The sequence below is a fragment of the Oscillibacter sp. genome, from assembly GCF_032018205.1.
GTDB lineage: Bacteria > Bacillota > Clostridia > Oscillospirales > Oscillospiraceae > Oscillibacter.
The window spans coordinates 127,509-132,305 of sequence record NZ_DALZOY010000007.1 but is presented as its reverse complement, the minus strand read 5'-3'; the positions used below and the strand labels follow the sequence as shown (position 1 = coordinate 132,305).

The following is a 4,797-nucleotide window of genomic DNA, read 5'->3' as shown; positions in this document are numbered from 1 at the left end:
GAGTTTCCCGATACCATCCGACAGGTGGTGTTTGACAGCAAAGATGCCGTGCAGTTTGAGCCGGTGAGCAACGGCACGGTCTATGACACTCCGACTGACGGCTCTGTGGAGGCGGCAAAGCTGGCGCTGGACGGGGTAAGCGTGGTGGGGAAAAGCATGTATTTTTACGCGCCCGCCCTGTCCCAGGGGCTGTGGATCAACGGAAACAGGACCTATTACACCACCATCGGCTGCCATCGCTTTTACCTCTGATTGACTTTTTTCCGTGAGAGGGCTATGATAAGGACAAAGTTGAAAAAAGGAGCCTTTGAGCTATGCTGTTTTCCAAACATCCCAGAACGGTTTATACGAACGCCCCCGCCCACGAGGTGATCTGCCAGTTTCGGTTTCCCACGATTCTGACCATCAATGAGCGGGAGCCGGCGGCGCTTCAGGAGGCGATTCGGGAGGACTTTCCCCAGTTTGCCCGGAAGGAGGACGCTGCGCCCCCTCAGGTGGAGGGCATTGGCGGTCCCAACCCGCAGGTCCGGCAGCAGAAGGCTGTGAGCAATTATCATTTTGTGTCGACGGACAACCTGTGGAAAATCAACCTGACCCAGAACTTTTTGGCGCTGTCCACTCTGCGCTATACCGGGTGGGAGGAATTTGCCCGGGAACTGGACAGGCCTCTGGCGGAATTTATCCGCATTTACAAGCCCGCCTATTTCGAGCGGGTGGGTCTGCGGTATGTGAACATTCTTTCCCGGGAGAAGTTGGCTTTGCAGGGAACGCCGTGGTCGGAGCTGATTACACCTCCCTATCTCGGCCCGCTCACCGAGCCGGACGTGCGGGAAGAGGATGTGCTCAACTGCGGTGTGGACCTGCAGTGCAAGCTGGATTCCAGCAGCGTGGGGAAAATCCACGCCGGTCCGGGCCGCCTGCGGGGCAATCGGCCCGACGGACAACAGGACCCGGAGGTGAAATTTATCTTTGACATGGATTTGTCCATGAACGGGAAAATGGACTGCAAGCTTTCCGCAGGCGCGATGGAGACGCTTCACGCCCACGCCACGGAGCTGTTTGAGGGCGCTGTGACGGATGCGCTCCGCGCTGCCATGCAGCCGGAGTAAAGAACGCTCTATTTTAGCAATCTGCTATAAAAATTCTGCGGGAGAACAAGTGGTTCTCCCGCAGAATTTTTTATAAGGCCGAATGGAACTTGCCGGGAGAAAATCTAAAGGAGGTGGAATTGGGGAAGCAACAGAAAGCGCTGAGAGACGGCCCATTCCGGGCCGTCTCTCAGACGCATAATTTTATAGGCGCAATGGGATTGGTTTACCGCTGGCCGGCATCATGCATTTTTGCGGACAGCCGTTTTGCAATGGCCTCCAGAGATTCCTCAAAATTGACGACCTGCCTGCAGTGCTCTTTCTCTACCAGAACGGCCAGATCGCCGGTGAGGACGCCGTCCCGCATGGTTTCAAGGCAGGCGCTCTCCAGCTTTCCCGCGAAAGAAACCAAATCCGGCAGACTGTCCAGCTCTCCCCGGCGGCGCAGAGCGCCGGTCCAGGCGAAAATAGTGGCCGTTGCGTTGGTGGAGGGCTTTTCCCCGGCTCGATAGCGGTAAAAATGCCTCGTGACGGTGCCGTGGGACGCTTCAAACTCCACGGACCCGTCCGGGGCCATCAGCACGGAGGTCATCATGGCAAGAGAGCCGAAGGCGGCGGCCACCATGTCGCTCATCACGTCGCCGTCGTAATTTTTAAGCGCCCAGACAAACCCGCCCTTGGAGCGCATGACGCGGGATACCGCGTCGTCGATCAGCGTGTAAAAATACTGAAGGCCCAGCGGGTTGAATTTTGCCTTGTAGGTGGATTCAAATTCCTCATCAAACACCCGGCGAAACTCCCCGTCATATTCCTTGGAAATGGTGTCCTTGGCGGAAAACCACAAATCCTGTTTCGTGTCCAGCGCGTATTGAAAGCAGGAGCGGACAAAGGCGCGGATGGAAACCTCCGTGTTGTGCTGGCCCTGAAACACCGCGGGGCCTTTTGTTTTGGCGACGGTAAGACTCTGCGTTTTGCCGCTTTCCCCGGTAAACTCCAGGGTGGCGACCCCCGGTTCGTCTGTGACCAGCTCCACGGCCTTGTACATGTCGCCGTAGGCGTGGCGGGCCACGGTGATGGGCTTTTCCCACCCCGGCACCGCCGGACGGAGGAAGGGAAGCAATATGGGCGCGCGGAAGGCTGTTCCGTCTAGCACGGCGCGGATGGTGCCGTTGGGCGAGGGCCAGATTTCCTTCAGGCCATATTCCTCCTGCCGCTGGCGGTTGGCGGTGATGGTGGCGCATTTCACCGCCACGCCCAGCCGCCGGGTGGCGTTGGCCGCGTCCAGCGTGACCTGGTCCCCCGTCTCGTCCCGATGGGGCAGACCCAGATCGTAATACTCCGTTTTCAAATCCACATAGGGGAAGATCAGATCGTCTCGGATGATGCGCCAGAGCACGCGAGTCATCTCGTCTCCGTCCATCTCCACCAGAGGCGTTTTCATTTGAAGCTTTTCCATCTCAGCCGTTCCTCTTTCTGTAATAATTCATCAGGCACCCATCTAGCAGAATCTCCCGCTCCTCCGCTGTCAGGTCCTGCAAGTGGAGGGCTAGGGGGACGGAGGTCCCGTCCCTGCGCAGCAGCACGGCGGACAGGGATTCCATCTCGCTGGCGACGGCCTCCCGCACGCCGGGAATAAAGACCCACTCGCCGTCCTCGCCGGGAAAGTCCGTATCCATCGTAAAGGGGAAAATCCCCCAGTTGATGCAGTTGGAGCGGTAGCGCTTGGTGGCAAAGCTTTGGCACAGGTTGGCGCAGCCCCCCAGCACTCGCTGGCAGGAGGCGGCCTGTTCCCGTGCGGAGCCGTCTCCGGGCCGGTTGGCATAGATGGCGGAGCCAAATTGGGTGGTGCTGATAAGCGTCGCCCCGTCGCCCACGCGATTGAGAAGAGAAACCAGCTTTTTCGAGGGGGTTCCCACCAACCGCTCCGCTTCCTCGGTGGCAATCGCCTTGGCCCGGGGAACGTATTGCGGTTCTCGGCGGGACAGGGTGAACTCAGCCAGCCGCAGAGGATTGGAGCGGTAGGACGAGGTTTCACCGGAGGGAATCAGCTCGTCGGTGGTGGTGACCTCGTCCCGCAAAACCGCCGCCAGCTCCACCAGAAGATTTTCCGCCGGGGGCTGGATGACGGGCCAGTCGGTGATATTCGGCCCCATCACGAGCTCTGTCTCCGGAAGGGGGTGGCCCACGCCGTTATACACCCGCTTTTCATAGGGCGCGGGGTCAAACGCGTAGGGAAGAGGATGGAGCGTAAATGGTTCCTCCGTGGCGGGGGTGATTCTGCCGCCGTTCCGGGCGGTGGCGGCGATGGACCGGGCGTCCATCAGGCACACGGCGGCAAACTGCCCCTCGCCGGGCTTGCTGCCCTCTCGGTTGGGAAAGTTGCGGGTGGTGTGCCGCAGGCTGAGGGCGTTGTTGGCGGGGACATCTCCCGCGCCGAAGCAGGGGCCGCAGAAGCTGGGCTTTAAAACCGCGCCCGCTTCCAGCAGCGCGGCGGAAATTCCCGCCCGAGTCAGAGCAAGGCTCACCGGTACGCTGGTGGGATAGACGCTGAGAGAGAAATCTCCACTCTCCCCGCCGCCGCGCAGAATATCGGCAGTGGCGGTGATGTTGTCGAACAGGCCCCCCGCGCAGCCTGCCACGATGCCCTGATCGGCCCACACGCCGCCGTCATGAATTTTATCCAAAAGGCGGGGACTGGCCTTTGGCCAGCGTTGCTTTGCGTCGGCCTCCACCGCCGAGAGAATATCGGCGGCGTTGTCCAGAAACTCCCGGATTGGATAGGCGTTGGAGGGGTGGAAGGGCAGGGCCAGCATGGGTTCCACCGCGTCAAGGTTGATGGAAACCATCCGGTCGTAGTACGCGCCCTCGCCGGGGGACAGGGGCCGGTATTCCCCGGCCCGTCCGTGGACCTCGTAAAATTTCCGCACCGCGTCGTCTGTCTCCCAGACGGAGGAAAGGCAAGCTGTTTCCGTGGTCATCACGTCCACGCCGTTTCGATAGTCCATGGGGAGGGACGCAATTCCCGGTCCTGCGAACTCCAACACCCGGTTGCGGACAAAGCCCTGCTCAAACGTGGCCTTGATCAGCGCAAGGGCCACATCGTGAGGGCCTACTCCCGGTTTCGGCGCGCCGGTGAGATACACCAAAACGATTTCGGGGTAATCGCCGTCCCAAGTATTTTTTAAAAGCTGCTTGCACAGCTCCGGGCCTCCCTCGCCCACGCCCATGGTGCCCAGCGCGCCATACCGGGTGTGGGAGTCGGAGCCGAGAATCATTTTCCCGCAGCCTGCAAGCTGCTCCCGGGCGTAGGAATGGATGACGCTTTGATTGGCGAGGACGTAGATGCCGCCGTATTTCTTCGCGGCGGAAAGACCGAAGGCGTGGTCGTCCCCGTTGATGGTGCCGCCCACGGCGCACAGGCTGTTGTGGCAGTTGGTTAGAGCGTAGGGCAGGGGAAATTCCCGCATTCCCGATGCCCGGGCCTGCTGGAGAATCCCCACGTAGGTAATGTCGTGGGAAACCATCGCGTCAAAGCGAAGACGCAGCTTGTTCTCGTCGCCGGATTGATTGTGACTTTGCAGGATGGACCAGGACAGGGTGCGTCTGCGTCCTTCCTCCGGGGAGACGGACGCGGTTTCGCAAGGAACGCCTCCGGACAGAAACACGCCCGAGGAGTGCAGCGTAATCATAAAAATCCCTCCCGAACCCA

Annotated in this window: 4 protein-coding genes; 2 read left to right on the top strand and 2 right to left on the bottom strand. The window is 60.2% G+C overall.

All coding sequences use genetic code 11. From position 1 onward, the window contains the following. Together RTU96_RS07450 and RTU96_RS07445 are read left to right on the top strand one after the other, a co-directional pair. Nucleotides 1-252 (top strand): cell wall hydrolase (locus RTU96_RS07450; RefSeq protein ID WP_312635915.1); only part of this gene is annotated, 252 nt, incomplete at its 5' end. A gap of 62 nt (nucleotides 253-314) precedes the next feature. Next, complete coding sequence (locus RTU96_RS07445) at nucleotides 315-1,109, top strand: TIGR04255 family protein (RefSeq protein WP_312635914.1); 795 nt, start codon at nucleotides 315-317, stop codon at nucleotides 1,107-1,109. A 205-nt stretch (nucleotides 1,110-1,314) separates the two neighbouring features. Here RTU96_RS07445 and RTU96_RS07440 read toward each other — a convergent pair whose 3' ends face one another. Continuing rightward, nucleotides 1,315-2,544, bottom strand: a complete 1,230-nt coding sequence (locus RTU96_RS07440) for an NADP-dependent isocitrate dehydrogenase (RefSeq protein ID WP_312635913.1) — start codon at nucleotides 2,542-2,544, stop codon at nucleotides 1,315-1,317. Between the two features lies 1 nt (nucleotide 2,545). Continuing rightward, nucleotides 2,546-4,777, bottom strand: coding sequence for a hydratase (locus RTU96_RS07435; RefSeq protein WP_312635912.1), 2,232 nt, complete (start codon nucleotides 4,775-4,777; stop codon nucleotides 2,546-2,548). Nucleotides 4,778-4,797: the final 20 nt, after the last annotated feature.